This is a genomic window from Vibrio sp. PID23_8, from assembly GCF_003584965.1.
In the GTDB taxonomy this organism is placed as follows: Bacteria; Pseudomonadota; Gammaproteobacteria; order Enterobacterales; family Vibrionaceae; genus Vibrio.
This window is the reverse complement of the sequence record NZ_LIXE01000010.1, coordinates 21,028-46,555: the sequence shown is the minus strand read 5'-3', so window position 1 is coordinate 46,555 and position 25,528 is coordinate 21,028. Positions and strand designations below refer to the sequence as shown.

Below are 25,528 nucleotides of genomic sequence, written 5' to 3'. Positions count from 1 at the left end.
TAAATCAGTTGAATTGAGCAGAAACCGTCTAGTGCGCCTGATCCCAGTTATCACCATGACCTGCATCTGCCACTAGAGGGACGTTTAACTCTGCTGCAGACTCCATCAATTCTTGTACTTTACTTTCAATTTCGACTAAAGACGACTCTTCAACTTCAAACACCAATTCATCGTGTACTTGCATCAGAAGTTTGACACGACCATCACCTTCAGCTTGAATCCACTGATCCACTAACAGCATCGCTTTCTTGATGATGTCCGCAGCCGTACCTTGCATCGGTGCGTTGATCGCCGCACGTTCCGCCGCTTTACGACGCATACCGTTGCGCGATTGAATTTCTGGAAGGTGCAGACGACGACCAAAGATGGTTTCTACATAACCTTGAGCAGAAGCAGTGCTACGCGTATCTTCCATGTACTGCATCACGCCAGGGTAACGCTCAAAATATTTATCCATGTACGCTTGCGCTTCACCGCGAGGAATACCCAGTTGCTTGGCAAGGCCAAATGCGCTCATGCCGTAAATCAGACCAAAATTAACCGCTTTGGCACGACGGCGCTGTTCACTTGATACATCTTCAATCGCTAACCCCATAATTTCCGCAGCCGTCGCCGCATGGATATCTTTTCCATGGCGAAACGCATCAAGTAATGCTTGGTCACCAGAGAGATGCGCCATAATACGCAGTTCAATTTGCGAATAGTCGACGGCCAGAATCTTGTAGCCTGTCGGAGCGATAAACGCCTGACGGATACGACGCCCTTCTTCATTGCGAATAGGGATGTTCTGCAAGTTTGGATCGGTTGACGATAGACGACCCGTTGCCGTTACCGCTTGGTGGTAAGAGGTATGCACACGACCCGTTGAAGGGTTGATCATCTTCGGTAGCTTATCAGTGTAGGTCGATTTTAGCTTCGCCAGACCACGGTATTCCAAAATCAGTTTCGGTAGAGGATAATCCAGCGCAAGTTCTTGTAATACTTCTTCATTCGTCGAAGGGGTGCCTGATGGCGTCTTCTTAACGACTGGCAGCCCCATTTTCTCAAACAGGATCGCTTGCAACTGCTTCGGTGAGTTCATGTTGAACTCTTGCTCTGCGACTTCGTAAGCTTTTTTCTCAAGCTCTTCTAGACGGGCCGCAATTTCCACCGATTGCGCACCAAGCTTCATATCATCAATCAATACGCCAGTGCGTTCAATGCGAGATAGCACTGGCACAAGTGGCATTTCGATCTCTTCGTATATCGATTTCAACTTATCATCTTGTTCGATATTCGCAGACAAGCGATTGTGCAAACGCAGGGTCACGTCCGCATCTTCGGCAGCGTATGGCGAGGCTTGATCAAGTTCGATTTGGTTGAACGTAAGCTGGTTCTTACCTTTGCCTGCAATCTGTTCAAACGAGATACAACTGTGTTGTAGGAAACGCAGCGCAAGGCTATCCATATCGTGCTTGCCACCAACGCTGTTATAAACGTAGGACGCCAGCATGGTATCGTGCTTGATGCCTTTCATCTCGATGCCGTAGCGAGCCAATACTGAAGCGTCGTATTTCAGGTTCTGACCGACTTTCGCTTGAGCGTCGTCTTCAAGAATCGGTTTAAGCTGTGCTAAAACCCAGTCACGATCTAGCTGTGCAGGTGCATCTAGGTAGTCGTGTGCAACCGGAACGTAAGCCGCCACACCTTCATCGATCGCAAATGATAAACCAACGAGGTTCGCCACCATGTAATCTAGACTGTCGGTTTCCGTATCAAACGCGAACAGCTCCGCCGCTTTCAGCTTATCTAGCCACACATTAAAAGACGCTTCATCAAGGATGGTTTCGTACTGACTGCGATCGATTTTCACCGCAGAGGTATCCATATCGGTTTTCGACGCAGAAGATGAACGTACTGCACCAGCAGATTCATCCGCTTCAACCACACCATTGCCGCCTTCTAATAGTTCATTTAACCACGATTTGAAGGTTAACTGGCCGTAGAGCTTGATCAACTCATCTTTGCTTGGTTCTGCTTTTAGTAGCGACTCTGGCGTTTCTTCTAACTCGACATCCAGCTTGATGGTCGCAAGTTCATAAGACAGCATGGCGTTGTCTTTGTTATCCACAAGCTTCTTCGCCATGGTCTTCGACCCACGGAAACCAAGTGCCGCGATGTCGTCTAGGTTTTCATATAGCTTGTTTAGACCGCCAATGCCTTGTAGCAGCGCGGTTGCAGTTTTGTCACCGACACCAGGAACGCCCGGGATGTTGTCGACTTTATCGCCCATCAGCGCTAAGTAGTCGATGATCAGCTCTGGCGGGATTCCAAACTTCTCCACCACGCCTTCGCGATCCATAACAACGTTCGTCATGGTGTTGATCAAGGTGATATTGTCATCCACCAACTGCGCCATATCTTTATCGCCAGTACTGATCAATACAGGCATGCCTTGTTGAGACGCTTGGTAAGCGAGCGTGCCGATAACGTCATCAGCTTCCACACCAGGGACACAAATGAGTGGCAAACCCATGGCGCGGATCACATTGTGGAGAGGTTCAATTTGGCAACGAAGATCATCCGGCATCGGCGGACGATGTGCTTTATATTCCGGGTACATATCGTCACGGAAGGTTTTTCCCTTCGCATCAAAAACCACAGCAATACGATCAGAAGCAAATTGGCGCATCATACTGCGTAGCATGTTTACCACACCGTAAACGGCATTCGTTGGGATGTCACCATTACTCATCGTGCCTGGGTAAGCATGAAAAGCGCGATATAGATAAGAAGAGCCATCGATCAGAATCAACGGGTTTTCAGGAATACTTGCCATAATTGTCTGTATCCAAATCAATACGTAAGAGATCTGCTTAGAATGCCATGACTACCGATCTGAATCTATCTTGTTCGCTCGATCCAGTTCGCGTAAATTTTTTGATTTTATTCATAAATGCACCCACCACCTGTGGATAACTCTGTTTATAGAAATTATCCACCACTTATCCAAACGAAACAAAAAAACAAAAAAACCAAAATAAAGCCATGTTTAGAAAGGAATTATCAGATCAGGATCAGCAAGATCAATGATCGAGAAATGATCATGCTATGTGGAAAAGTTTTATCAGGTGACGTCAATGAGAAATCGTATAAAAGAAAAAGCGACCCAGATTAGGGTCGCCTAGCAAAAATGGTAAAGCCAACTTAATAAAGACGATCGCTAAACCCAAAAGCTATAAATTACACTGGAAGCAATGTGAGCAATGTCGTGTCAAAAAGAATTCGTGCAAGTTCTGGAAAAATGTTTCATTACCTTCTCAACACTCGGTTTATCAACTTTTGTTAATCAGTAATTCAACGTCCTTGTGACTTTTCCTCATTCCCTAAAACACCATTGATAATAATGATTATCATTTAACTGCCAACGTGCAAATGAGAAAAAATCTCATTTATTTTTTTACAGCGCTTTAATGAAATAAATTCGAGATTCGCGAAGATTTGGTTTTTCTTCAAACTTTTCAATAATGTAGTCATTTCTTAGCAGTAAACGTAGCATCGCTGAGAATTGATTACGTGATTTCACTTTTAGCATCTTATAACCCTGTTCTGCGACCCACTCTTCTTGAGCCTCTAACAGCATTTGCGCTACGCCTTCATTGCGCGCTTCTGGTGCTACTCCACCAAACCAGCTATAAAACGTGTAATCATCAAATTCATAGCCGATTTTAAAACCAAGGATCGCACCCGCTTTCTCAGCGACTAAGATTAAACTCTTTTTATCACCAAGGCGTGCTGCCATGGATTCAACCGTTTCACCACGTGCAAACTCAGTTACACGTGCTACGACTTGGAGCGCCTCTTCCAGCGTGCCTTCACGAATCAGCATTGTCATTGTTCTACTCTCCAGAAATAAAAGTGCCCAAGTAACATCAGGTCATGTACTTATGACTGAGGTTACTTGGGTGCATGCAGGCCGACAACTGTTGCTACTCAGGCTTTTCTCATTGAGCGATAATTACTCTTCTGACGCTTCTTGAGTCATATTTAGGTGCTGAGCCGCCTGCCCATTTTCTTGTGCCAACCACTCTGCGACATCTTTAGCAAAGTAAGTTAGGATGCCATCTGCACCAGCACGTTTGAAGCAAAGCAGAGATTCCATTACGGTTTCGCGCTCTTTTAACCAACCGTTCATAATTGCAGCTTTGTGCATCGCGTATTCACCAGAGACTTGGTAAGCAAACGTTGGTACTTGTAGTTCTGTCTTCACACGGCGAACCACATCAAGGTAAGGCATACCAGGCTTCACCATCACCATATCCGCACCTTCATTGATGTCGAGTGCCACTTCGTGTAGCGCCTCATCGCTGTTCGCCGGATCCATTTGGTAATTTTTCTTGTTGCCACCTTTTAGGTTCGACGCCGAACCGACGGCATCACGGAATGGACCGTAGTAGTTTGAGGCATACTTCGCAGAGTAAGCCATGATTTGGGTGTGAATATGACCCGCTTGCTCTAAAGCTTCACGAATTTTACCGATTCGGCCATCCATCATATCTGATGGCGCCACGACGTCTGCGCCCGCTTCTGCATGAGAAAGCGCTTGTTTGACCAGTACTTCTGTCGTTTCATCATTCATCACGTAGCCATTTTCATCAATGATGCCGTCTTGGCCATGAGTCGTAAATGGGTCCAGTGCCACATCGGTGATCACCCCCATTTGAGGTACGTGCTCTTTCAATTCGCGTACTGCACGCTGAACCAAACCTTCAGGGTTGTATGCTTCCGCAGCGCATAAACTTTTCGCGTCTTGGTTTACAACAGGGAAAAGCGCAATGGCTGGCACACCTAGTTTGGCTAAGTAGTGGGCTTCTTCTAGCATTAAATCTATCGATAAACGCTCTACACCCGGCATCGATGCCACACTTTCACGACGATCTTTACCCATCAGAATGAACATTGGGTAAATCAGATCGTTTACTGAAATTTGGTTCTCAGCCATCAGACGACGACTAAAATCGTGCTTACGCATACGACGCATACGGCGCGCAGGGAATGGACCTTGAATTGATACAGACACCATTTTCTCCTTGTCTGGACGGTTAGGATGATCACATCATCTAGTGGGCAAAATCATATCACTGTTGTTCCACCTTGCGAGTAGCAATGTACAAAAAGGCGGTGAAAAAAACTGAAAATGACCCAGCACTCACACTCAAGTATAATTCTCATCAATCCCACTCAACGATGAACCATAGAGACTGACGATGATCGATACCCATGCTCACATTTACGCTAGTGAATTTGATAACGACCGCGATGACGTAGTGAAACGCGCCTTAGAACAAGGCATTAATAAAATCCTGCTGCCGAACATCGATCTAGAATCTATCGAACCCATGCTGAAAACTGAAGCGGTTTATCCTGAGGTTTGTCACTCGATGATGGGGCTGCACCCGTGTTACGTTGACGGCAATGTCGAACATACACTTGAAATAATCCGTGGTTGGTTCGACAAACATTCGTTCATTGCAGTGGGTGAAATTGGCATCGACCTGTACTGGGATAAAACCTTCCGCGCTGAGCAAGAGATGGCGTTTGTCACTCAGTTGAACTGGGCAAAAGAAATGGATTTACCCGTGGTCATTCATACCCGCGATTCCATCGAAGAAACGCTCACTCTGCTGCGCCAAGAACAAGATGGTCGCTTGCGCGGCGTATTCCACTGTTTTGGTGGCAGTATAGAAGAGGCGCAAGCGATTAATGAACTTGGTTTCCATTTAGGTTTGGGTGGCGTATCAACCTTTAAAAACGGCGGTATGGACAAAATCATTCCACATCTAGATATGAACTGGGTCATTCTAGAAACGGATTGCCCTTACTTAGCACCCGTGCCGCATCGTGGTAAACGCAACGAGCCAGCATACACATCATTGGTTGCCGCTCGTGTCGCTGAGTTGACCAACTCAACGGTAGAAGAGATTGATCGCATCACGACTCAAAATGCGACCGCGCTCTTTCGCTTATAACGGTATAAGAGCACCAAGCGATCAAAAAAGCGGCTTCGATAAGCCGCTTTTTTACATTCTGGAATGGATTACTCTTCCACTTCTGCCTCTTCATCTTTGCGAGTGTAAAAGCGAGCAAAGAACAAACCGACTTCAAATAGCAAACACATCGGAATGGCTAGCAAGGTTTGAGAGATAATATCCGGTGGGGTAAGCAACATACCGAACACAAACGCACCCACAATGATGTATGGACGCTTTTCTCTTAAGTCTTGCGGTGTCGTTGCGCCGGTCCAACATAGCAAGATAATTGCCACAGGGACTTCAAACGCGATACCAAATGCCATGAACAGCGCAAGTACAAAGTCGAGGTAACTCGATATATCGGTTGCGAACTCTACGCCACCTAGCGAGATAGCAGTAAAGAAGCCAAACACCAGTGGGAATACCACAAAGTAAGCAAACGCCACACCACAGTAGAACAACAATGAACTAGAAAATAACAGTGGCATGATCAATCGACGTTCATGCTTGTACAAGCCTGGCGCAACAAAGGCCCATACTTGGTACAAGATAAACGGCACCGCAATAAACACCGAAGCAATTAACGTCAGCTTCAATGGTGTAAAAAACGGCGAAGCCACATCCGTTGCAATCATAGTTGCACCCTCTGGCAGTCGTTCAACCAATGGGGCTGAGACAAACTCATAGATGTGGTTAGAAAAATAAATTAGCCCGACGAACACCACCAACACTGCCAAGATGGCACGCAATAGTCGGTTACGGAGTTCTAGCAAATGACTAATTAAAGGTTGTGTCTGCTCGACGGTAGACATGGCAAACCTCTTTTATAAAGCTGATCAAAAAGGAGCTACCATCTTGTGTAGCTCCTCCTACTGAGACTATTCGGCTTTTTTATCTGCCGCTGTAACCTTGATCTCTTCCGCTTTCTCAACGGTTTCAGTCGCACTTGCCTCGTGTTTCGTTGGCTCTGCGTCTGATTTGGTTGGCTCTGCGTAAGGGCGGTTTACAGATTGCGCCGCTTTCTTCAGTTCATCGACCGAAGATTTAAGCTCCGGAGACAGATCTTCCATCCCCATTTGCTCTGCTTTGCGCAAATTTTCTTGCAGCTCTTGGACCTTCAGCTCATGTGACAGTTCGTCTTTCACGCTGTTTGCCATGCTCTTAGCAGCACCGACAAAACGAGAAACACTACGAATAGCATGAGGCAAACGCTCCGGTCCAAGAACAACCAGACCAACGACAGATATTAATACCAGTTCCCAAAAACCGATATCAAACACTTATTACGCCTGCTCTTTGTCTTTTTTCGTTTCAGGTGCAGCTTCTTTTTGCTGCTGTTTTTCTAAACTTTTTGGCTCGAAGTCTGCGTCTTTTTCTTCTTTCTTCGCAGAGTCATCTTCGCTCATTGCTTTCTTGAAGCCCTTAACGGCACCACCTAGATCGCCACCGATACCACGCAGTTTCTTAGTTCCGAATAGCAATACAACAATTACAGCAATGATTAGAAGTTGCCAAACACTGATACCACCCATTCTTTTTACCTCGGGTCTTTAAACAAATTTATTTTAAGAGTTTAACGTCTAACGACGATAAGCTCGCCAACTAAGCAGCCAAAATGTGACACCAGCGATGCCGCTAGCGACCGATAACTGTTCATAAGCGTGATCCACTAATATTGCCGAGCATACGACTAAAGTGGCTCCAACACCAAATAAAAACTTTCCTGTCGCCTGCTGACGCTTACTCTGACGGTAACCTTGGTAAAGCTGATCCATGCGTTGATTCATGGCTTTACCTTGTTTGAGGCTATCGTAAAGCAGCTCTGGCAGTTCCGGTAGTTTCTCTGCCCAAAATGGCGCACGATCTTTGATGGCATTCACCAAAGCTTGTGGCCCCACCTGGTTCATCATCCACTCTTCAAGGAAAGGTTTCGCTGTCTCCCACAAATCAAGTTGCGGGTACAACTGACGACCAAGGCCTTCCACATACAACAGCGTTTTTTGTAGCAATACAAGTTGCGGCTGCACTTCCATATTGAATCGACGCGCGGTGTTGAACAGGTTCAACAGTACGTGACCGAAAGAGATTTCACACAGTGGTTTAGCGAAAATTGGCTCACACACAATGCGAATCGCAAATTCAAATTCGTCGACGTTGGTATCCGCCGGAACCCACCCCGAGTCAACGTGCAATTCTGCCACGCGACGGTAGTCACGATTAAAGAAGGCGAGGAAGTTTTCCGCCAAATAGCGTTTGTCTTCACTATTAAGTGTACCAACAATCCCGCAATCTAGCCCAATCCACATTGGATTCTCTGGATGCTCGGGTTTAACAAACACGTTGCCCGGGTGCATGTCGGCATGAAAAAAGCTATCTCGGAACACCTGAGTGAAAAACACACTCACGCCGCGTTCCGCGAGCAACTTCATATTCGTACCATTCGCCTTCAAGCCTTCAATATCAGAGACCTGAATACCATATATTCGCTCAGAAACCATGACCGTTTCATTACTGAAGTCAGGAAAAACTTCTGGTACATACAGTTCTTCACTGCCCTCAAAATTGCGACGCAGTTGGATCGCATTGGCGGCTTCACGACGTAAATCAAGCTCATCCAGCAGCGTTTTTTCGTATTCACGCACCACTTCAACGGGCTTTAAGCGACGAGTTTCGGGCATTGCTCTGGCGACTATACGCGCCATGCGATGCATCAGCTTTAGATCGGAATCAATCACCGGACGAATATCTGGACGGATGACCTTTAATACCACTTCTTGGTGAGTATCTTTTAGGCGTGCAGTATGCACCTGAGCAATCGACGCCGACGCCAGTGGCTTAATATCAAAATCAGTAAACCACGTATCTAACGGCCCCCCCAGTGCCAACTCCATTTGCTCCTTCGCTAACTGCCCATCAAATGGCGCGACTTGGTCTTGCAAAAGCGCAAGTGGATCAGCGATATGTGGAGGGAAAAGGTCACGGCGGGTCGACATCATCTGACCAAACTTAATCCAAACCGGACCAAGCTCTTGTAAGGCAAGACGAAGACGCTCGCCCAACGGTTTTTCTGGGTGTTGGTTCTTAATCCAGAATAGGCTTTTGCGCATCAATAGCGGCGCTTTGGTCAGTTGATGCTCAGGCAACAACTCATCCAAGCCGTATTCCAGCTGGACTTTAATGATCTGGTATAAGCGCTTTATTTCTGCTGGCGTCATGAGTTCTCCAGCGCAGGCTTATCCGAATCGAATTTGTTTAGTAGTGCGTTTAGGCGCGCTTCAACACGAGAAGCTTGACTGCGAACGTCATCCACTTGGTCACAGAAGTGGGCGATTTCCAGCGGTGCTGGCGCCAATTTCCACTCTTCCGTCACCACTTGAGCTAGGTGGCGTTGGTGTTTTTCTGCTTGAGAAGCAAAGAAACCGCCGACGTTTTTGGTGCCTTGCACAAAGGTGTGAGCTACGACATCACCCGTCACGCGAGACAACCATTCTTCGATATCTGGTTTGCAATCCACCATCAATTGAGAGAATTTCTGTGCCAATTGGATATCGCCTTCTAACTCAAGTTTATCTTGTTTGATCAGGCGAGTGATGTTGGCTTGATCGCGCAGTTCAGGCAGTACGCTGAGATTCAGCGACAAATAACAATCTGGTTGCCCCTCGTAATTGCCAAGCACATCGATTTGCTGGCTGAAGATAAACGTCAGCGTCTTATTGATTTCTTTCAGATGGATTTGAATCACCTGACCTTTCAGACGTGACAAACGACGACCCAGTTCTGGATCGTCTTTAATCAAGGTGTTCAGCGTTGTTTCAATAACCGCCGTGATAAGAGGTTCAAATGGCATGCCGCTTATCCTTAGAATTTGTAGCCGCGGTGTAACGCCACAATACCACCCGTTAGGTTGTAGTATTTGGTGTTTTCAAAGCCCGCCTCGATCATCATGCCTTCCAGCGTATCTTGATCTGGGTGCATGCGGATCGATTCTGCTAAGTAACGGTAGCTGTCTGCATCGTTCGCCACCAACTCACCCATTTTTGGCAACAGGTGGAAAGAGTACGCGTCATACACTTTTGACAATGGGTCTAGGATTGGTTTTGAGAACTCAAGCACTAACAGACGACCGCCTGGCTTCAATACGCGGAACATAGAGCGCAGTGCTTTGTCTTTGTCAGTTACGTTACGTAGACAGAAACTGATCGTGATCACATCAAAGTAATCGTCTGGGAACGGCAGTTCTTCTGCGTTCGCTTGTACGTAATGCACGTTACCCACAATGCCGTTGTCGCGTAGCTTGTCACGACCGACGTTCAGCATCGAGTTGTTAATGTCCGCTAGGATCACATGGCCTTGGTCACCTACAATACGCGAGAATTTCGCGGTTAGGTCACCCGTACCACCACCTAAGTCTAGAATACGCTGGCCTGGACGAGCGCCACTGCAATCAATAGTGAAACGCTTCCAAAGACGGTGGATACCACCTGACATCAGATCGTTCATGATGTCGTATTTCGCTGCCACTGAGTGGAAAACTTCGGCAACTTTGGTCACTTTTTCTTCTTTTGCCACTGTGGTAAAACCAAAGTGGGTAGTGTCATTATCTAACGCTGTATTTGATTGCACGCTTGTGTCCGTCATTCTGATTCCTCTTCGGCAGCACTTTCTCACTTCGGGGCGTTTGCTAATTGATATGGTCGCCCACTGCACTGCGGTCGATTAGTTTACTTTATCCTCAGCCGGATGTCTTTCTACTAAAGAAGCATTTTCCGAAAATGACTCACTCTGCGCCAACTGGGCAAGATCAGGAGAAATAGGACGTTTTACCTCAACACCAAGTTGCTTAAAGCTTTCCGCTTGGCGGATCACGTTGCCACGCCCCGTAGCGAGCTTATTCATCGCCCCTTGGTAAGTTTGATTGGCTTTATCAAGCGCGCCGCCTAACCCCTCCATATCATCAATAAACAGGCGCAATTTGTCGTACAGTTTAGCCGCACGTTCCGCAATCAATTGGGCATTTTCGTTTTGGCGCTCGTTACGCCACAAGTTATCAATCGTGCGCAGTGCCACCAGCAAAGTTGTCGGGCTAACCAAAATGATGTTTTGCTCCATCGCGTCTTTTACCAAACTCGGATCAGCTTGAATCGCGACTTGGAATGCAGGCTCAACCGGAATAAACATCAGTACGTAATCTAGGCTCTGGATGCCTTTTAATTGATGATAATCCTTAAGGCTTAAGCCTTTGATGTGTGAACGCAGCGCGGCAAGGTGTTCGCTCAACGCCTGCCCACGTTGAATATCGCTCTCTGCATTAAAATAGCGCTCGTACGCCACCAGCGCCATTTTCGAATCGACCACCACTTGCTTGTTCTGCGGTAAATGAACAATCACATCCGGTTGATAGCGTTTGCCCGCTTCGTTTTGCAAGCTCACCTGAGTTTGGTATTCGTGCCCTTCGCGCAAGCCAGATTCCGCTAACACGCGAGCCAGAACGACCTCACCCCAGTTGCCTTGCTGCTTGTTGTCACCTTTCAAGGCTTGGGTTAGGTTGACCGCTTCTCGGGTCATGTGTTCGTTCAAGCGTTGCAGGTTCTTCAACTCATGCACCAACGTATGACGCTCTTTGGCTTCTTGGCTAAAGCTGTCGTTAACTTGTTTTTTGAACCCTTCCAACTGCTCTTTCAGTGGAGAAAGCAAACCTTCCAGACTCTGACGGTTTTGCATATCAACTTTGGCGGTTTTCTCTTCGAACAACTGATTCGCTAAGTGTTCAAATTGTTGCTTTAAACGCGACTCTGCGTGTTCCAAAATTTGCAGTTTTTCCGCATTGGCTTGATTGATTTGTTCGTGCCGCGCTTGCTGCTCACCAAGCTGAGTTTCAAGACGCGACTTGTGCTCACGCATCAGCCCTAGCTCATCAAAATACTGCTGACGCTCTTGTTTTACCGCTTCGAAATAGCGCAGTTTTTCCATCGCCGCCATCAATTTTCCGTGCGTTTGACGCACCTCGAAGGCCGCTTTATCGCGTTCATCATCAAGCTCATCTAATTCTTGCTGCGCATCGGACAAACTTTGCTTCACTTGCTCAAGTTGTTGGTGATGAAACTGTTTTTCCGAATGTAATTGCTGTTCAAGCAGCTGAGTTTGCGTGGCAAAATGTTGTTTGACCCACCAACCCACCGTCACGCCGCTAACCGTTGCGGCAAAAAGAGAAGAGAAAATGAGAGATTGGTACTCAAGAATCCATTGCATAATAGTGAGTTAGCCTGTGCTTTTTATCTTTAACAATGGTATTTTCATACTGGATAAATGTCCAGTTTGTTGAATGAAAACTCCTCGCATACACTAGATGAGGTTAACCTCAAACGGTTATATTTCACCCGAGAGGTCATCATGCCCTCGAGTTTCCGTACAACATACTCACTCCTGTTCATATTTTCGACAACGAGCAGTACATCATCATTACATAGAGGCATCATGAACGAGCGTCGCGCCCTAGGATTTGGGCTTTCAGCGGTATTACTTTGGTCAACAGTAGCAACCGCATTTAAATTGACTTTGGCGGAATTCACACCGATTCAGATGCTCACCATGGCGAGCATCGTATCCGCCATTGCCCTAACGATGGTGTGTGGTGTGCAAGGCAAGCTCAACCAACTCAGTACCACTTTTCTTTCTAACCCTTGGTATTACTTACTGCTTGGTTTGATTAACCCACTTGCATACTACCTAATCTTATTTAAAGCTTACGCTCTTCTGCCCGCCTCTCAAGCTCAAGCAATCAACTACAGCTGGGCGATCACACTGACGCTCATGGCGGCCGTTTTCTTGGGGCAAAAAATCCATGGCAAAGATTGGATTGCCTGCGGTTTTAGTTACTTAGGCGTGATTGTGATTGCCACCAAAGGCAATGTATTGGGAATGGAATTCGAAAGCCCGCTTGGGGTGGGGTTAGCTCTGCTTTCAACCCTGCTTTGGGCAAGTTACTGGATTCTCAACACCAAAAACAAAGCAGACCCTGTGGTGGGCGTACTACTGGGCTTCTTAGTTGCGATTCCTCTTGCGATTGGCTTGAGCCTCTATGAGGGGGCAAGTTGGAGCCAGATTTCTGCCAAAGGTTGGGCTGCGGTGACTTATGTCGGCCTGTTTGAAATGGGGGTGACGTTTGTGCTGTGGCTTACTGCGCTCAAATTGACCGAGAATACGGCGCGTATCAGTAACCTGATTTTTGCATCGCCGTTTATCTCTCTCGCCTTACTTGCGACAATCATCGGCGAAGAGATCCATCCATCCACTTTGATTGGTCTTGTGCTGATCATCAGCGGTTTGGTGATTCAGCAAGTTCGCTGGAGTAAAGCTTCGCAAATATCTGAGCCAAGTTGATAGCAAAAGCTCGGCTTTATCATTTTTCAATGCAACTGAGTCCACCTAAATGGCACTATTGACGTGGACTCTGCCTCTGGCTCTCTCTCAAAAATAAGCAATCTCCTGTGCAAACACCGCGTATTTCATTAGAGGGCACTCCCAAGCGAACATTTAATTTTTTAAGTTCCAAATTGGGCAGAATCGAGATAAAGCTCTACCCAACTTGGTGACGCTCATTCGGTATTACGCCCACTGACCTGCCACAAAACCACTCGACCAGCACCATTGGAAATTGTAGCCACCAAGCCAACCGGTCACGTCCATCACTTCGCCGATAAAGTACAAGCCTTTGATGTTTATACATTCCATGGTTTTTGATGACAGATGATCAGTATCGACACCACCTAAAGTAACTTCAGCCGTACGGTAGCCTTCGGTACCATTTGGTGCCACGGTCCAGTTTTCTAGACGCTCAACAATGGCAGCCATCTCTTTTGGATTAAATTGCTTAAGTGGCTTGTCTGCCAGCTCTTTACGTTCAACCAGTACTTCCACCAAGCGCTTTGGCAGCACTTTGGCGAGGGTATTCTTAAGAGACTGGTTTGGGTGATTTTCGCGGCTATATTCTAATAATTCAGCCACGTCGTCATTTGGCACGAGGTTAATTATCACCTTCTGACCTGCTTTCCAGAACGATGAAATCTGTAGAACGGATGGACCAGACAAACCACGATGCGTAAACAGCAAGGCTTCTTTGAACATGGTGCCATCTTGCGCGGTGATTTCGGCCGGGATCGCAATGCCCGATAACTCAGCGAAATCTTCTTTGTCTTCTTTATGCAAAGTGAAAGGCACCAGACCTGCTGTTGTCGTGATCACCGGGATCTCAAACTGCTCGGCAATCTTGTAACCAAATGGTGTTGCGCCCAACTTTGGCATTGATAACCCGCCCGTAGCTACCACCAGAGACTCACACTCAATGATGTCTGTTCCTGCGTATAAACGAAAACCCGCATCGTTTTTTTCGATTGAGTGCACGTCACAGTGGTAACGCTGCTGGACGTTTGGCATGTCGCACTCTGCCAACAGCATCTTTACGATGTCTTTTGCCGTAAACGCATCAACACAGAATAGCTGTCCGTGATCGCGCTCTTCAAACTCAATTCCATACTTGCTGACCATTGAGATGAAATCCCAGTTGGTGTATTGGGACAGGGCCGATTTCACAAAATGTGGGTTTTGGCACAAGTAGTTGCTCGCTGAGACATCATAGTTGGTAAAGTTACAGCGCCCACCACCAGAGATGAGGATTTTACGTCCCGGCTTTTTGGCATGATCCAGCACGAGTACACTGCGGCCTCGTTTGCCCGCTTCTGCGGCACACATCAAACCCGCAGCACCTGCACCAATTACAACAACATCAAATTTCTTACTCATCGGGTAGCTCTTATGCCCTGCTATACAAAATAAAAAAGGATGTGCTAAATGCACATCCTTGCTTTCGATAAACGCTATTCTAATGGGAAAAGCGCTTAAATTCCAAGTGCCGCTTTTAGACCTAAAGAATAAAGGCCGCTAACAGGGTGACACCAAGTAAAACCGTCGAGAGTACGAACAGTTCACGTACTCTCTCACATTTACCGGTAAACAGTTCATCATGATGATGATGATACTCTTTACTCTTAATGTAGTGAAACAAACGCACCTGCTTAGTCACATTTCCGTGAGTGGTGAAGAACCCATTACCATCCACTTGCTGATAAAGCAAAGGATGCGCTTCACGCATAATGTGAATTAGAGAACGAAGAGCGGTGAGATACCGGACCATGTTGACGCCCGTTACTACCATTAGCGCAAATAAGATTGTGTCTCCACTGATCATCTTTCCTCCCTACACCTTCAATGATGCTCAAAAGAAAAAGACGACTGCTTCGTCCTTTACCCGCTGTCTCCTGCGCTCAGAACGCTTTATCCAGCAGGAGCATCCATGATTGAAGATGAACCTTCTTTTGCCATTTGTGCTAGATCTTTGTCGATAAAGAACAGAGCCTTACCATCTTCACCAACCAGTTCTATCTTGTCTAAAATCCCTTTAAACAACTTCTCTTCTTCGTGCTGTTCAGCCACGTACCACTGTAGGAAGTTAAACGTCGAGTAATCTTGGCTTGTAAAAGCACCATGCGCCAACTTATTGATTTTTCCGGTGATCATTTTCTCATGCTCGTAAGTTTCACGGAAAACATCACCTAGGCTGGCAAAATCATGCTTTGGTGCTTCAATCGCCCCCAGAATTGGCATTGAGCCAGTTTCACTGACATAGGTGAACAGACGTTGCATGTGCTCCATCTCTTCTACTGCGTGAGCGCGCAAAAGTTCAGCCGCACCTTCAAATCCTTTGTCTTCACACCAAGCACTCATTTGTAAGTATAGATTGGATGAGAAAAATTCTAGATTAATTTGCTCATTCAATTGTGCAACCATAGTTTGAGACAGCATGTTAACTCCTATTTATATGCATGCGTATAACGCCACTATAACATGATTACTATGGCAAAGGTTTGTGCCAAAAATAATGATATGAGATCACTTCAGCAAAATTTTCTGGGACTTAGTGCTAATCTGAAACTATGCCCAAGTGACATCAAGATGTAGGATTCAAAGCCTTGATACTGGTTTCCGTTCGAAGTTACTTGGATATTTTATCCCATCAAGGAGAGTGCAATATGAGTTACAAACACATACTTGTAGCCGTCGACCTATCTGACGACAGTAAAGTGTTGATCAATAAAGCCGTGTCGCTAGCTAAACCTCTGGATGCGAAAGTCTCTTTCATTCATATCGATGTGAATTACGCCGAACTCTACACTGGGCTTATCGACATCAACATGGCAGAAGCCCAACATCAAGCGATGGAAGCGTCACGAACTCAACTCGCCAATTTTGAAGAATATGCGGAATACCCTATCACACATACGCTTGTGGGTAGCGGCGACCTTAACAATGAATTGTGCGATACTATTAATGAATACAACATCGACTTAGTGGTATGTGGCCACCATCAAGACTTCTGGAGCAAGATTCTATCTTCAACGCGCCAACTGATTAACTGCTCCCCTATCGATATGCTGGTCGTACCGCTGAAAGATTAATTGGCGCAGCAATAAAACTTGGTTAGACTGCGGGCAACTTTTGTTGTTGATAAAGATTCTCATCCATGGCTTATCTCTCTGCAGTCACCCTACTTTGGGCATTCTCATTTAGCCTGATCGGCGTTTACCTTGCCGGTCAGGTTGACTCCTGGTTCTCCGTGCTGATGCGCGTTGCACTGGCAAGCGTCGTTTTCATTCCTTTCTTAAAATTCCGTGGCGTAAGCAAATCCCTGATCGTGAAATTGATGATTGTCGGTGGCTTCCAGCTCGGCTTGATGTACTGCTTCTACTACCAGTCTTTTCTGCTCCTCTCTGTACCAGAAGTATTGCTGTTTACAGTGTTCACCCCTATTTACGTCACTTTGATTTATGACTTCCTAAAAGGACGCTTTTCACCCTGGTATTTGGTCACAGCAATGATTGCCGTCGCAGGTGCTGCGTGGATTAAATTTGCAAGTATCAATGAGCACTTTTTGATGGGCTTTTTGGTCGTACAAGGGGCAAATCTGTGTTTTGCCATCGGTCAGGTCGGCTACAAATACATCATGGAAACCGAATCGGTTGAGCTACCTCAGCACACGGTGTTTGGTTATTTCTACCTCGGCGCATTATGCGTGGCGACCATTGCGTTTGCTTTAATGGGCAACTTAGACAAGATGCCAACCACGGCAACGCAATGGGGCATTCTGACTTACCTCGGCTTAATCGCATCAGGCTTTGGTTACTTTGCGTGGAACAAAGGCGCAACCATGGTCAACGCAGGTGCGCTAGCAGTGATGAACAATGCATTGGTTCCTGCAGGCCTGATTGTGAACATCGTGATCTGGAACCGCGATGTTGATGTAATGCGACTAGCGATTGGCGGGGCGATCATCATGCTGTCGCTGTGGATTAACGAGACTTGGGTGAAAAAGCATGTCGAGATGAGTTACGCCAACAAATAACCCTATAATAAAAAACACGCCCTCTCATCAGGGGCGCGTTTTTTTAAAACCTGTCGCTAAGAAGGTGAATGCGAGTTTTAATGCATGGGTGTTTGCCGTTTATCGCTCATCAAAGTGTTTGGTGATGTTGGTAACAGCACCTCTAGTTTGGCGTTGCGCGCTTCCAATTTTCGCTGACGTTTAAGTAACTTTTGCTGCTTTTTAGCTAATTTAAGCAACTTTTTCTGCTGCTTGTAGTGTTTCTTAACCGCTTTCTTCGCCTTCTTCAGCGCTTTCTTATCTGACAAATCAAACATAGCTGGCGCATCGAGCTTGATTGCTGATGTAACGGCAGCGACTTTCGCTGCCAGCTTTTTCTCTTTCACTCGTTCCACCACACGCTTCACAATCGCCGCTTTCTCTGCGCTTTGATCAGAAGTCATGATGATTGATGTGTCTTGAGTGAGTGATGGGGTTGGCAGTGCTTCCGCCAACAAACCACAAGCCTGTTGCTCGGACAGCAACTTGTCTTGGCACTTTTGAGGAGGAATCGCAGCAGGCTTGCATAACGTGTCTTTCGATGCAGAAGAACGCGCACAAGAGCGACAAACAAACTTAGGCGCAACGACGAGGCGGTGAATATCACCCAAACTCTCAGCAATCTGCTTGCGGTTCATCTTACATAAACGTTTAGCCATACTACTTCTCCAACGTCCCAATTATCGATCGCATCACACAAAGTGTAATAATAATGATTATTAATTAGATATACAGTCAGTATGTATAATTAGCAAGTGAAAACGGTGAGAAAAGTGATGAAACGAAGAGAGTCTCACAGCGCCCAAATTGAACGCTGTGATGAGATGTATTTAAGCGTCAGACAGTTAGATAACTTAGGCCATCGATGCCTTAACATACACATCGAAACGGTTCTTTTTGGTTTCGATCGCCATACTTGGTTTTTGCTCATTAAGCCAGCCAGCATAGTCCGGTCGCTTGACCACAACACGCTTACTTGCCAGTGCCATTGCTGGCGCTAACAAGCCATCAGCATCAAGATCGGCACCCACTAAAGATTGGAATACGCGCATCTCTTTCTTCACTAGGGCTGATTTCTTTTTGTTTTCTGGGTGTGGGTACATCGGATCAAGGTAGACCACATCTGGCTGCACAAATGCTTTATCTTGTGCGAGCTGCTCTAGCGCATCATGGCTAGAAGCGTGGATCAGCGACATGCGTTCTGATACCCAAGTACCGATTTCTGGATCTTGCTTCGCGCGCGCCAAACCATCATCAAGCAATGCGGCTACGACAGGATGACGTTCAACCATCTGCACCTTACAGCCCAAAGAGGCCAATACAAAGGCATCACGACCCAAACCAGCTGTACCATCCAACACGGTTGGGGTTGCGCCCTTATTCAAACCCGCCGCCTTTGCGATGGCTTGCCCTTTACCACCACCGAACTTACGGCGATGCCCCACTGCGCCACCAATCAAATCAACAAAAATCGCACCTAGTTTTGGCTCGTCCACTTTACGCAACTCTAAACGCTCAGTCGTTAGGACTAAGGCAAAATCACTATCATCAGTGTGAGAAAGCTGCCAACGCGCAGCGAGTTCATCAAGGTGAGACTGTTGAGATGGGTCTTCACAAATCAATTGCAGTTGCAAAAGGAGGCTCCAGTAAAATCGGTTTAACTGCCGCTGAGTGTATACCCAAATAACCTATAGATGCTAGGTTCCGCCAAATTGATTTCACCCGGTCATGCTCTTAACAAACAAGCATGACTGTACGAAGTTCCGTCGATGCGTATAGAATGACCTTTGTCTCTCATCCTTATGGAACAATTTGTATGAATGTCAGCTTGCCTAAACTGGACGATCTCGACCGCGCAATTCTTAAGACTTTAATGGCCGACGCTCGAACGCCGTATGCGGAAATGGCAAAACAATTTGATGTTAGCCCGGCAACCATCCACGTTCGCATCGAGAAGATGAAAGCAGCCGACATCATCGAAGGGACAGAGGTGATCGTCAACACCAAAAAGCTCGGCTATGACGTATGCTGCTTTATCGGCATCAACCTCAATGCCGCGCGCGACTATCATTCGGCGCTAGAAAAACTCAATGCGCTCGATGAAGTGGTCGAAGCTTACTACACTACCGGCGCATACAATATTTTCGTCAAGCTGATGTGCCGGTCGATTGAAGAGCTGCAATTTGTCTTAATTGATAAACTGCAAGCGATCGACGAAGTGCAATCCACCGAGACCCTGATTTCGTTACAAAACCCGATCAATCGCAACGTAAATCCATAAAACACAGAATCCAAGAACAAAAAATGGGCAGCCACGTGGCTGCCCATTTTCATTCTCAATCGAGATTACGCTGCGATACCAGAATGGCGCAGTAGCGCATCGATTTCTGGCTCACGACCACGGAAGCGCTTAAATAGCTCCATTGGTTCTTCACTGCCACCCATTTCTAGGATGTTGTTCAAGAAACTTAGACCGGTTTCTTTGTTGAAGATGCCTTCTTCTTCAAAGCGAGAGAACGCATCTGAAGACAACACCTCTGCCCATAGGTAGCTGTAGTAACCTGCACTGTAACCACCAGCAAAGATATGACCAAAGCTGTGAGAGAAACGCGCCCACTCAACGGCTGGTACAACCGCCACTTTCTCTTTCACTTCTGCCAAGGTTTCAAGCACACGAGCCCCCACTTCTGGATCGTATTCAGTGTGCAGAGTGAAGTCGAACAAACCGAACTCGAGCTGACGTAGGATGCCCATCGCCGACTGGAAGTTCTTCGCTGCTAGCATTTTATCTAGCATCGCTTTTGGTAATGGTTCACCGGTTTGGTAGTGACCAGAGATGAACGCAAGTGCATCTTCTTCCCAACACCAGTTTTCTAGGAACTGACTTGGCAGCTCAACGGCATCCCAAGGCACGCCGTTGATGCCAGATACTGCGCCTGTTTCTACTTGCGTCAGCATGTGGTGGATACCGTGACCAAACTCGTGGAACAACGTGACCACTTCATCATGCGTGAACAGTGCTGGCTTGTCGCCCACTGGACGGTTGAAGTTACACGTTAGGTACGCCACTGGCGTTTGTAGCTCACCTGATAGCGTCACACGACGACCACGACAGTCATCCATCCACGCGCCGCCACGTTTGTGTTCACGTGCGTAAAGATCGAGGTAGAAGCTGCCGCGCAGTGCGCCTTCTGCATCAAAGATATCGAAGAAGCGTACTGATTCGTGCCATGTATCCACGTCTGAGCGTTCTTCTACTTTCATACCAAACACGCGGTTTAGCACTTCAAATAGCCCACTAACGGCCTTTGATTCAGGGAAATACGGACGTAGCTCTTCATCCGAAATTTGGAACAAGTGCTGCTTTTGCTTCTCACTGTAGTACGCGATGTCCCATACGTTTAGCTCGCTAACACCAAACTCAGCGTTAGCAAACTGGCGTAGCTCTTCGATTTCACGCTCACCTTGTGGCTTCGCTTTAGTAGCAAGATCGTTCAAGAAACCAAGCACTTGCGCTGGACTCTCTGCCATTTTGGTCGCCAATGACTTTTCGCTGAAGGTGTTAAAGCCTAGCATGCGCGCGATTTCATGACGCAGTTTTAGCTGCTCAGTGATGATTTCTGAGTTGTCCCATTTGCCTGCGTTTGGACCACGATCAGACGCACGAGTCACATACGCTTCGTACACTTCTTTACGTAGGTCTTGGTTGTCACAGTAGGTCATGACTGGCAGGTAAGATGGGATATCTAGCGTGATTAGGTAGCCATCGAGCTCTTTTGCTTCTGCCGCCGCTTTTGCTGCTGCTAGAGCCGACTCTGGCATACCCGCCAACTCTTTTTCATCAGTAATGTGCTTCGTCCAACCCATGGTTGCATCCAATACATTATTAGAGAATTTTGAGCTCAGCTCAGACATGCGCTTGCTGATTTCACCGTAGCGATGCTGCTCATCAGCTGGCAAACCAATACCCGACAATTCAAAGTCACGTAACGCATCAGTAATGGTTTTTTGCTCTGCGCGAGTAAGAGAGGTAAAGTCGTCGCTCGCTTTGATCGCTTTATACGCTTCGTACAAGCCTTTGTGCTGACCAACCCAAGTACCATACTCAGACAGAATTGGTAGGCAGCTTTCGTACGCTTCACGTAGCGCTTCACTGTTCACGACTGAGTTCATGTGACCCACTGGTGACCAAATGCGGTTCAAGCGATCATCTGCTTCTTCAATCGGCGCAATCACGCTTGCCCAAGTTGGATTTGCGTTGCCTTTGAGTACCTCATCAACTTTGGTACGGCAATCTGCAATCGCCTGCTCCACTGCAGGTTTAATGTGTTCTGGTTTGATTTGCGAAAACGGAGGAAGATCCGTAAACGTAAGAAGTGGATTAGACATGAATAATTCCTTTTGTGTTTTGGCTCTGTAATTGCCTATCTATATTTATAGAGATAGGCCAACTCAATGCACAGGCAAGTCAACAACATGGATGGGGGATCTCCGTTCCCTTTTTCTATGCCGCGATGACCAAATGGGTCAAAGAGCGCTTACTCTGTCCTTGAGTCTTATAGATTTCGTCATGTCATAAGAGAATATGTCACTCAAACACAACGCGTTTTAGTATCGTTACAAGTAACTAAATATGGGTAGCATAATGAAATTTCAATGCTATTCCCGCACCAACGGTGTTTCATTTACGTTGAATTGAACGGAAGTTCTACATATTCGAGTTACTTGAGTATAATACCTCCATAAATCGAAAATCACAGACCACACTCACTCAAAGAGTGTTTCGAGAGTTTAATTTGTTAAGTTACCGCCATAGCTTCCACGCTGGCAACCATGCTGACGTGGTAAAACACATCGTTCAAAGCCTCATTCTTGATGCGCTGAAACAAAAAGAGACACCATTTGTTTATCACGATACCCACTCGGGTGTGGGACGCTACGATCTGACTCACGAATGGTCTGAAAAAACAGGTGAATACAAACAAGGCATCGCGCGTATTTGGGATAATCCAAACATTCCAGAAGACATCGCCAGCTACATCGATTCAATCAAAGCGTTGAACAACGGTGAGAAACTGCGTTACTACCCAGGCTCACCACGCGTAGCACGTGCACAGATCCGCCCTCAAGACCGCATGGTGCTGACAGAACTGCACCCAGCCGATCACCCGTTGCTGGAGCAAGAGTTCCACCGCGATCGCCAAGTAAGCATCTACAAAGAAGATGGTTTTAAGCGTCTGAAAGGCAGTCTGCCACCGCAAGAGCGTCGTGGTTTGGTGTTGATTGACCCACCCTACGAGCTGGCCAAAGAGTACCGCGATGTGGTGCAGGCGATTTACCAAAGCCACAAACGTTGGGCGACGGGCATTTACGCCATTTGGTACCCAGTGGTAAACCGTTGCGACATCGAAGACATGATTGAAGGTTTAGAAGGTCTTGGCATCCGTAAGATCTTGCAAATCGAACTTGGCGTATCACCAGACACCAATGAGCGTGGCATGACCGCATCCGGCATGATCGTGATTAACCCACCGTGGAAACTGGAAAGCCAGATGAAAGAAATTCTCCCATTCCTGCAAGAAGCGATCGCACCAGCAACGGGACACTGGAAAGTCGACTGGATAGTTCCAGAGTAAATACCTCTGCTCTTTAGGCTTTTAAACGCAACGATTTCATCGTTGCGTTTTTTTTTGATTTTTCGTTCATTTTGCATTCCCAAATACTCGCTTTATTCCGCTTTAGTATCCTTTCATCGCTATTTGTCATAAGCAATGTCACTTTTTCCCATTTAGGAAATTACTAGACTCGATTTATGATAGGGACAACGGATCCTGCCCAAGTGACTTCAACAAACTTGGGCAGGTAACAATTCATGTCGGGATGTTGAGTTCATCACCCACCACCCCAATGTAGTTGTTGTCAGACAAAATTAATAAGCTCTTGGAGAAAGTAATGGCGACTCATTTTGATTATATCTGTATCGGCGGCGGCAGCGGCGGCATCGCATCAGCAAATCGTGCGGCAATGTACGGTGCTAAAGTAGCGCTTATCGAAGCTCAAGACCTTGGCGGTACCTGCGTAAACGTTGGTTGTGTGCCAAAGAAAGTGATGTGGCACGGCGCGCAGGTTGCAGAAGCAATGAACCTGTACGCAGAAGACTACGGTTTTGATGTCGATGTAAAAGGTTTCGACTGGAGCAAACTGGTTGAGAGTCGTCAGGCTTACATTGGTCGTATCCACCAATCTTACGATCGCGTTCTTGGCAACAACAAGGTAAACGTTATCAAAGGCTTTGCTAAGTTTGTTGACGAGAAAACGGTAGAAGTAAACGGTGAACACTACACCGCAGATCACATCCTGATCGCAGTGGGTGGTCGTCCAACGATTCCAAACATCCCAGGCGCAGAATACGGCATCGATTCAAACGGCTTCTTCGAGCTAGCTGAGCAACCAAAACGCGTTGCAGTTATTGGCGCAGGTTACATCGCGGTTGAAATCGCTGGCGTTCTGCATGCACTTGGTACAGAAACGCACCTATTCTGCCGTAAAGAATCACCACTACGTAGCTTCGATCCAATGATCATCGAAACGCTAGTAGAAGTGATGGAAGCGGAAGGCCCAACGCTACACACCCACTCTGTTCCAAAAGAAGTGGTAAAAGAAGCAGACGGCAGCCTAACTCTGCACCTAGAAAATGGTGAAAGCCAAAACGTTGATACCCTAATTTGGGCAATCGGTCGTCACCCAGCGACTGACGCCATCAACCTAGCATCAACTGGCGTTGCAACGAACGACCGCGGCTACATCAAGGTAGACGAATACCAAGAAACGAACGTGAAAGGCATCTATTGTGTCGGTGACATCATGGAAGGCGGTATCGAGCTAACACCTGTGGCTGTTAAAGCGGGTCGTCAACTTTCTGAGCGTCTGTTCAACAACAAACCAAACGCGAAGATGGATTACGATTTGGTTCCAACCGTGGTATTCAGCCACCCACCAATCGGCACTATCGGTCTAACGACTCAAGAAGCAGAAGAGAAGTACGGCAAAGACAACGTCAAAGTCTACACATCTGGCTTCACTGCGATGTACACCGCGGTCACTAAGCACCGTCAACCATGTAAGATGAAGCTAGTATGTGCTGGCGAAGAAGAGACGGTAGTTGGTCTACATGGCATCGGCTTTACCGTTGATGAAATGATTCAAGGCTTCGGCGTAGCAATGAAGATGGGCGCAACCAAAGCAGATTTCGACTCTGTTGTGGCTATCCACCCAACGGGCTCAGAAGAATTCGTGACGATGCGTTAATCACGCGCGAATCGCTTTGCGGATTTAATCAGATAAACAAAAGGGTCATCAATGACTTGATGACCCTTTTTCTATTCACGTTTTCCAACGTTTGGGGGTGTTTCGGAGCTGTTTGCGCGTTTTACTTAACTGCGCGAACCAATTCAGCAATACCTTCCCAATCGCCATTGTCCATCATTGCCGTTGGCACCATCCAAGTACCGCCACAAGCGACAACGGATTTCAGCGCTAGGTAATCTTCCACATTAGATGGGCTGATGCCACCCGTTGGCATGAACTCCACTGGATAAACCGCAGTCAGTGCTTTAAGCATGTTCACGCCACCTGATGGTTCTGCAGGGAAGAATTTTAGGGTACGTAGACCCATTTCCATCGCTTGCTCAACCAAGCTTGGGTTATTCACACCCGGAACGATAGTGACATTGCGTTGCTGACAGTATTTCACTGTGGTTGGGTTGAAACCTGGGCTCACGATGAAGTCCACACCCGCTTCAATCGCGATGTCCACTTGCTCTGTTGTCAGTACGGTACCAGCACCGATCAGCAGCTCTGGGTACGCTTTACGCATGATGCGGATCGACTCAGCCGCCGCTTCAGTGCGGAATGTTACTTCCGCACATGGTAAACCGTTTTCTACCAACACTTTTGCCAGTGGCAGAGCGTGTGCTACATCGTTGATTGCGATAACTGGGACGATTTTGATTTCTCTTAATCGTTGTTCAAGTGTTGTCATGGG

24 protein-coding genes are annotated in these 25,528 nt (G+C 46.9%); 7 read left to right on the top strand and 17 right to left on the bottom strand.

The annotated features are described in order from the left end of the window. Nucleotides 1–28: 28 nt before the first annotated feature. The 3 genes from polA to hemB all read right to left on the bottom strand — a co-directional run bounded on the left by polA (nucleotide 29) and on the right by hemB (nucleotide 5,059). Nucleotides 29–2,818: a DNA polymerase I gene (gene polA / locus AK966_RS15440; protein ID WP_099079139.1), complete on the bottom strand. Its 2,790-nt coding sequence runs from the start codon at nucleotides 2,816–2,818 to the stop codon at nucleotides 29–31. A gap of 621 nt (nucleotides 2,819–3,439) precedes the next feature. Then, nucleotides 3,440–3,874, bottom strand: coding sequence for a GNAT family N-acetyltransferase (locus AK966_RS15435; RefSeq protein ID WP_172438104.1), 435 nt, complete (start codon nucleotides 3,872–3,874; stop codon nucleotides 3,440–3,442). Between the two features lie 123 nt (nucleotides 3,875–3,997). Next, nucleotides 3,998–5,059 carry a porphobilinogen synthase gene (gene hemB / locus AK966_RS15430; protein ID WP_099079232.1) on the bottom strand — a complete coding sequence of 354 codons (1,062 nt, stop codon included), beginning with the start codon at nucleotides 5,057–5,059 and terminating at the stop codon, nucleotides 3,998–4,000. Nucleotides 5,060–5,246: 187 nt separating this feature from the next. Here hemB and AK966_RS15425 point away from each other — a divergent pair, with 187 nt between their 5' ends. After that, complete coding sequence (locus AK966_RS15425; protein WP_099079138.1) at nucleotides 5,247–6,008, top strand: TatD family hydrolase; 762 nt, start codon at nucleotides 5,247–5,249, stop codon at nucleotides 6,006–6,008. 68 nt (nucleotides 6,009–6,076) lie between these two features. On the opposite strand, the gene tatC is transcribed toward AK966_RS15425, so the two are convergent. From tatC to rmuC, 7 genes are all read right to left on the bottom strand, one after another. Continuing rightward, a complete protein-coding gene (gene tatC, locus AK966_RS15420; RefSeq protein WP_099079137.1) occupies nucleotides 6,077–6,823 on the bottom strand; it encodes a twin-arginine translocase subunit TatC in 747 nt (248 codons plus the stop codon). 66 nt (nucleotides 6,824–6,889) lie between these two features. Further along, nucleotides 6,890–7,291, bottom strand: a complete 402-nt coding sequence (gene tatB, locus AK966_RS15415) for a Sec-independent protein translocase protein TatB (protein ID WP_099079136.1) — start codon at nucleotides 7,289–7,291, stop codon at nucleotides 6,890–6,892. 3 nt (nucleotides 7,292–7,294) lie between these two features. Next, entirely contained in the window at nucleotides 7,295–7,543 is a 249-nt protein-coding gene (tatA, locus tag AK966_RS15410) for a Sec-independent protein translocase subunit TatA (RefSeq protein ID WP_099079135.1), read from the bottom strand. Between the two features lie 48 nt (nucleotides 7,544–7,591). Next, on the bottom strand, nucleotides 7,592–9,226 hold the full coding sequence (gene ubiB / locus AK966_RS15405; protein ID WP_099079134.1) for a ubiquinone biosynthesis regulatory protein kinase UbiB: 1,635 nt from the start codon (nucleotides 9,224–9,226) through the stop codon (nucleotides 7,592–7,594). Next, nucleotides 9,223–9,858, bottom strand: a complete 636-nt coding sequence (locus AK966_RS15400) for an SCP2 domain-containing protein (protein WP_005448553.1) — start codon at nucleotides 9,856–9,858, stop codon at nucleotides 9,223–9,225. The genes ubiB and AK966_RS15400 overlap by 4 nt, the downstream gene beginning before the upstream one ends. Before the next feature lie 11 nt (nucleotides 9,859–9,869). Further along, nucleotides 9,870–10,649 carry a bifunctional demethylmenaquinone methyltransferase/2-methoxy-6-polyprenyl-1,4-benzoquinol methylase UbiE gene (gene ubiE / locus AK966_RS15395; protein WP_099079133.1) on the bottom strand — a complete coding sequence of 260 codons (780 nt, stop codon included), beginning with the start codon at nucleotides 10,647–10,649 and terminating at the stop codon, nucleotides 9,870–9,872. 78 nt (nucleotides 10,650–10,727) lie between these two features. Further along, nucleotides 10,728–12,260: a DNA recombination protein RmuC gene (gene rmuC, locus AK966_RS15390; RefSeq protein WP_099079132.1), complete on the bottom strand. Its 1,533-nt coding sequence runs from the start codon at nucleotides 12,258–12,260 to the stop codon at nucleotides 10,728–10,730. Nucleotides 12,261–12,485: 225 nt separating this feature from the next. On the opposite strand from rmuC, the gene AK966_RS15385 reads away from it, so the two are divergent. Further along, the gene (locus AK966_RS15385; protein ID WP_119464493.1) at nucleotides 12,486–13,391 is read left to right on the top strand and encodes a DMT family transporter; all 906 of its coding nucleotides are present in this window, start codon (nucleotides 12,486–12,488) and stop codon (nucleotides 13,389–13,391) included. Nucleotides 13,392–13,616: 225 nt separating this feature from the next. Here the strand turns inward: AK966_RS15385 and AK966_RS15380 are convergent, their stop codons facing one another. The 3 genes from AK966_RS15380 to ftnA form a co-directional block, all read right to left on the bottom strand. Further along, on the bottom strand, nucleotides 13,617–14,810 hold the full coding sequence (locus AK966_RS15380; RefSeq protein ID WP_119464492.1) for an NAD(P)/FAD-dependent oxidoreductase: 1,194 nt from the start codon (nucleotides 14,808–14,810) through the stop codon (nucleotides 13,617–13,619). Nucleotides 14,811–14,931: 121 nt separating this feature from the next. After that, nucleotides 14,932–15,255 carry a universal stress protein UspB gene (uspB, locus tag AK966_RS15375; RefSeq protein WP_099079129.1) on the bottom strand — a complete coding sequence of 108 codons (324 nt, stop codon included), beginning with the start codon at nucleotides 15,253–15,255 and terminating at the stop codon, nucleotides 14,932–14,934. Nucleotides 15,256–15,341: 86 nt separating this feature from the next. Continuing rightward, a complete protein-coding gene (gene ftnA / locus AK966_RS15370; protein ID WP_099079128.1) occupies nucleotides 15,342–15,869 on the bottom strand; it encodes a non-heme ferritin in 528 nt (175 codons plus the stop codon). Between the two features lie 227 nt (nucleotides 15,870–16,096). Between ftnA and uspA the strand changes: the two genes are divergently transcribed. Continuing rightward, nucleotides 16,097–16,522 carry a universal stress protein UspA gene (gene uspA, locus AK966_RS15365; RefSeq protein WP_099079127.1) on the top strand — a complete coding sequence of 142 codons (426 nt, stop codon included), beginning with the start codon at nucleotides 16,097–16,099 and terminating at the stop codon, nucleotides 16,520–16,522. A 65-nt stretch (nucleotides 16,523–16,587) separates the two neighbouring features. Next, entirely contained in the window at nucleotides 16,588–17,466 is an 879-nt protein-coding gene (locus AK966_RS15360) for a carboxylate/amino acid/amine transporter (RefSeq protein WP_099079126.1), read from the top strand. A 77-nt stretch (nucleotides 17,467–17,543) separates the two neighbouring features. Here AK966_RS15360 and AK966_RS15355 read toward each other — a convergent pair whose 3' ends face one another. Beyond that, a complete protein-coding gene (locus AK966_RS15355) occupies nucleotides 17,544–18,143 on the bottom strand; it encodes a hypothetical protein (protein WP_119464491.1) in 600 nt (199 codons plus the stop codon). Between the two features lie 195 nt (nucleotides 18,144–18,338). Further along, complete coding sequence (locus AK966_RS15350) at nucleotides 18,339–19,118, bottom strand: class I SAM-dependent methyltransferase (protein ID WP_119464490.1); 780 nt, start codon at nucleotides 19,116–19,118, stop codon at nucleotides 18,339–18,341. A gap of 182 nt (nucleotides 19,119–19,300) precedes the next feature. Here AK966_RS15350 and asnC point away from each other — a divergent pair, with 182 nt between their 5' ends. Beyond that, nucleotides 19,301–19,765: a transcriptional regulator AsnC gene (gene asnC / locus AK966_RS15345; protein ID WP_099079123.1), complete on the top strand. Its 465-nt coding sequence runs from the start codon at nucleotides 19,301–19,303 to the stop codon at nucleotides 19,763–19,765. 65 nt (nucleotides 19,766–19,830) lie between these two features. On the opposite strand, the gene prlC is transcribed toward asnC, so the two are convergent. Next, the gene (gene prlC, locus AK966_RS15340) at nucleotides 19,831–21,873 is read right to left on the bottom strand and encodes an oligopeptidase A (protein WP_119464489.1); all 2,043 of its coding nucleotides are present in this window, start codon (nucleotides 21,871–21,873) and stop codon (nucleotides 19,831–19,833) included. A gap of 407 nt (nucleotides 21,874–22,280) precedes the next feature. On the opposite strand from prlC, the gene AK966_RS15335 reads away from it, so the two are divergent. Further along, nucleotides 22,281–23,120 carry a 23S rRNA (adenine(2030)-N(6))-methyltransferase RlmJ gene (locus tag AK966_RS15335; RefSeq protein WP_099079121.1) on the top strand — a complete coding sequence of 280 codons (840 nt, stop codon included), beginning with the start codon at nucleotides 22,281–22,283 and terminating at the stop codon, nucleotides 23,118–23,120. Between the two features lie 316 nt (nucleotides 23,121–23,436). Further along, on the top strand, nucleotides 23,437–24,792 hold the full coding sequence (gene gorA, locus AK966_RS15330; RefSeq protein WP_099079120.1) for a glutathione-disulfide reductase: 1,356 nt from the start codon (nucleotides 23,437–23,439) through the stop codon (nucleotides 24,790–24,792). 121 nt (nucleotides 24,793–24,913) lie between these two features. Here the strand turns inward: gorA and AK966_RS15325 are convergent, their stop codons facing one another. Then, the gene (locus AK966_RS15325) at nucleotides 24,914–25,525 is read right to left on the bottom strand and encodes a bifunctional 4-hydroxy-2-oxoglutarate aldolase/2-dehydro-3-deoxy-phosphogluconate aldolase (RefSeq protein WP_119464488.1); all 612 of its coding nucleotides are present in this window, start codon (nucleotides 25,523–25,525) and stop codon (nucleotides 24,914–24,916) included. Nucleotides 25,526–25,528 lie beyond the last annotated feature (3 nt).

Excerpts from the sequence above, each read along its gene's own strand:
- polA (WP_099079139.1), bottom strand. The coding sequence starts at position 2,818 with ATGGCAAGTATTCCTGAAAACCCGTTGATTCTGATCGATGGCTCTTCT.
- AK966_RS15435 (WP_172438104.1), bottom strand. The coding sequence starts at position 3,874 with ATGACAATGCTGATTCGTGAAGGCACGCTGGAAGAGGCGCTCCAAGTC.
- AK966_RS15425 (WP_099079138.1), top strand. The coding sequence starts at position 5,247 with ATGATCGATACCCATGCTCACATTTACGCTAGTGAATTTGATAACGAC.
- tatC (WP_099079137.1), bottom strand. The coding sequence starts at position 6,823 with ATGTCTACCGTCGAGCAGACACAACCTTTAATTAGTCATTTGCTAGAA.
- tatA (WP_099079135.1), bottom strand. The coding sequence starts at position 7,543 with ATGGGTGGTATCAGTGTTTGGCAACTTCTAATCATTGCTGTAATTGTT.
- ubiB (WP_099079134.1), bottom strand. The coding sequence starts at position 9,226 with ATGACGCCAGCAGAAATAAAGCGCTTATACCAGATCATTAAAGTCCAG.
- AK966_RS15400 (WP_005448553.1), bottom strand. The coding sequence starts at position 9,858 with ATGCCATTTGAACCTCTTATCACGGCGGTTATTGAAACAACGCTGAAC.
- ubiE (WP_099079133.1), bottom strand. The coding sequence starts at position 10,649 with ATGACGGACACAAGCGTGCAATCAAATACAGCGTTAGATAATGACACT.
- rmuC (WP_099079132.1), bottom strand. The coding sequence starts at position 12,260 with ATGCAATGGATTCTTGAGTACCAATCTCTCATTTTCTCTTCTCTTTTT.
- AK966_RS15385 (WP_119464493.1), top strand. The coding sequence starts at position 12,486 with ATGAACGAGCGTCGCGCCCTAGGATTTGGGCTTTCAGCGGTATTACTT.
- AK966_RS15380 (WP_119464492.1), bottom strand. The coding sequence starts at position 14,810 with ATGAGTAAGAAATTTGATGTTGTTGTAATTGGTGCAGGTGCTGCGGGT.
- uspB (WP_099079129.1), bottom strand. The coding sequence starts at position 15,255 with ATGATCAGTGGAGACACAATCTTATTTGCGCTAATGGTAGTAACGGGC.
- ftnA (WP_099079128.1), bottom strand. The coding sequence starts at position 15,869 with ATGCTGTCTCAAACTATGGTTGCACAATTGAATGAGCAAATTAATCTA.
- uspA (WP_099079127.1), top strand. The coding sequence starts at position 16,097 with ATGAGTTACAAACACATACTTGTAGCCGTCGACCTATCTGACGACAGT.
- AK966_RS15360 (WP_099079126.1), top strand. The coding sequence starts at position 16,588 with ATGGCTTATCTCTCTGCAGTCACCCTACTTTGGGCATTCTCATTTAGC.
- AK966_RS15355 (WP_119464491.1), bottom strand. The coding sequence starts at position 18,143 with ATGGCTAAACGTTTATGTAAGATGAACCGCAAGCAGATTGCTGAGAGT.
- asnC (WP_099079123.1), top strand. The coding sequence starts at position 19,301 with ATGAATGTCAGCTTGCCTAAACTGGACGATCTCGACCGCGCAATTCTT.
- prlC (WP_119464489.1), bottom strand. The coding sequence starts at position 21,873 with ATGTCTAATCCACTTCTTACGTTTACGGATCTTCCTCCGTTTTCGCAA.
- gorA (WP_099079120.1), top strand. The coding sequence starts at position 23,437 with ATGGCGACTCATTTTGATTATATCTGTATCGGCGGCGGCAGCGGCGGC.
- AK966_RS15325 (WP_119464488.1), bottom strand. The coding sequence starts at position 25,525 with ATGACAACACTTGAACAACGATTAAGAGAAATCAAAATCGTCCCAGTT.